General features: G+C 69.6%; 2 protein-coding genes. One reads left to right on the top strand and one right to left on the bottom strand.

The genetic code is table 11. The annotated features are described in order from the left end of the window. Nucleotides 1-208: 208 nt before the first annotated feature. Nucleotides 209-1,933, bottom strand: coding sequence for an FAD-dependent monooxygenase (locus GT354_RS30545; protein WP_161359612.1), 1,725 nt, complete (start codon nt 1,931-1,933; stop codon nt 209-211). Between the two features lie 357 nt (nt 1,934-2,290). Here GT354_RS30545 and GT354_RS30540 point away from each other — a divergent pair. Next, the coding region (locus tag GT354_RS30540) for an antibiotic biosynthesis monooxygenase family protein (RefSeq protein WP_161359611.1) at nt 2,291-2,619 on the top strand (329 nt) is incomplete at its 3' end.

The following is a 2,619-nucleotide window of genomic DNA, read 5'->3' as shown; positions in this document are numbered from 1 at the left end:
GCTTCCGTGTTGCTTATCCCAAGATCCACGAGCCGAAGGTATTCCGCCCGCTCACCGACCAGTTTCCTCGGGCCCTGGGGCCGCCGATCCGCACGAACCTCGAAGTCCATCGCACCCCCTGAACTGGGGTGTTGCGACGACCACTAGAACCTAAGCTGCCGGGGCCCTTCGGGTGTGCGTCGCCTCCCCGTGCGGGTGCAGCCGTCGATCAGGAACGTGCAACCGTGCCCACCCGGCAGGACACCGCAGCCAGGACGTCGGTCAGGGTGCGCTCCGGATCGGCCGCCGCCGCGCTCGCGCGCCACGCCACGAAGCCGTCGGGGCGGATCAACACGGCGCCGCCCTCGGTGACGCCGTGGGTGTCCGCCCAGGACACCTCGGGTTCGGTCACCAACTCGACGTCCTCGGGCGTCGACTTCGCGCCGATCCGGTATGTGCTCACGCGGACGTCGAGCCGCTCGGCCGCGACCCGTGCCGCCCGGCGCCACGCGTCGCCGTCGACACCGGTGCCGACCAGGAGCACGAACGCGTCCTCGTACAGATCCAGGACGGAGCGCCGCACGCCCTCGTGCAGCACCACCAAGTGCGGTGCCCGGCTGCCCGGTTCTCCGCAGGGAGGGCAGAATCGCTCGGGCAGTACCGGAAGTTCGGGGTCCACCCCGACCACTGCCGCGGACGCGTAGCGATAGCCGAGCACCACCCCCAGTACGCCGGGCTGCTTCGGGCCGGCATCGGTGGTGGGCGCGGCATATCCGGGGTGACTGTGCTCCGCCGATCGGGTGGACGCGCGGGCACTGGTGGCCAACGCCACCGGGCGGCGCTCCGCCTCGTAGGTGTCCAACAGACCCGCGCCGGCGTGTCGACCCAGCACCGCGGCGAGTTTCCACGCGAGGTTGTGCGCGTCCTGGATCCCGGTGTTGGAACCGAACGCCCCGGTGGGCGACATCTCGTGGGCCGAGTCGCCCGCGAGGAACACCCGCCCGTCCCGGTAGCGCTCCGCGACCCGTTCGGCGGCGTGCCACGGGGCCTTTCCGGTGATCTTCACCTCCAGATCCGGGACGCCCATCGCCGCCCGGATGTGCGCGACGCAGCGCTCGTCGGTGAACGACTCGATGCCCTCGCCGCGCTCGGGGTGCCACGGCGCGTGGAAGACCCAGCGCTCGCGGTTGTCCACCGGCAACAGCGCGCCGTCACCCGCGGGGTTCGTCAGATAGCAGACGATGAATCGTCGTTCACCGACATGGGCGGCCAAGTCCGGTGCGGTGAACGTGATGCTGACGTTGTGGAACAGGTCGCCTCGACCCGACATCGCGATGCCCAGACGTTCGCGAACAGGGCTGCGCGGACCGTCGGCGGCCACGACGTAATCGGCCCGCACCACCCGACGCTCCCCACTCTCGCGCACCTCCAGGTGCGCGGTGACCCCGTCCGAGTCCTGCCGGAACGCGACGAGTTCGGTGCCGAACCGCAGATCCCCGCCGAGTTCGCGGGCGTAGTCCACCAGTACCGGTTCCAGATCGTTTTGGCTGCACAGGCACCACGAACTGGAACTCACCCGGGAGAGCCCGCCCCCGGGGTCGATCTCCTTGAACAACCACTCCTGTTGCCCCCCGGCGATCGTGTCCGCCTGGAGGATGCCGTGGTTGTCGGCCAGTACCGCGGCCGCCGCACGGATGCGGTCCTCGACGCCCGCAGTGCGGAAGAGCTCCATCGTGCGCACGTTGTTGCCGCGCCCGCGGGGGTGGCGAGAGGTACCGGAATGCCGCTCCACCACCACGTGCCGCACGCCCAGGCGGCCCAGGAACACGGACGTGGCCAGTCCCACCAGGGAACCGCCCACGATCAACACCGGCACCCGCTCGTCGGCCTCGGAGCCGTCGTGGCCATCGCAACTGTCGGAACTATCGGGACTATCGGGATTGTCGGGACTCATCGCTTCTCCTGCGTCGTCCAAAGGGTCGGGGACCCGATCCGCGGTGCGCGGTCGACCGGGCGATTCCGCCAGTCCCCTCCTGTGCCCTCTGTGCCGGGCTTTGGCTCGGATGTCACTCATATGACACGAAAAGATGCATCTCGTGAGTCTGTGCCGCCACTCTCGAATCCGGACCCGTTCCCGGACGAAGACGCGAAGGGCTCCCGGTTCCACCGAAACGGACGCGTGCGCGGCAACGCTGCTCGCGCCCTCGGGCGATCCGGACGTCGCACGGCCGCGCGTCGTGCTTCGGGGATCCCCACCCAGGGCGCCGCCGTCCCGCCGGCCGCCGCGACGACAGCACGGACAAGGATCGACATGAAGACGCTTGTGGAAAGCCAGGCCCGGCCCGAAGTTCTGACCTCGAAGCTGCGCGTGTTGCTCATGCTGGAGCTTCACGACGGCGCCGAGCAGCGCTTCCTGGAGGCGTACGAGCACATCCGCCACCAGGTCGCGGCCGTCCCCGGCCACCTGCGCGACCAGTTGTGCAAGTCGATCGAGGATCCGAGCCAGTGGCTCATCACGAGTGAATGGTCCAGCGCCGAGCCGTACCTCGCGTGGGTGGACAGCCCCGAACACCAGCTCATGGTCCAGCCCCTGCACGGCTGCGTGCGCGGCACCCGATCGCTGCGCTTCTCGGTCGCCCG

Origin of the sequence: Streptomyces sp. SID3343, from assembly GCF_009865215.1 — a bacterium.
Lineage (GTDB): Bacteria > Actinomycetota > Actinomycetes > Streptomycetales > Streptomycetaceae > Embleya.
Note: the sequence above shows the minus strand (reverse complement) of the source record. Positions and strands in the feature narration are given on the sequence as shown.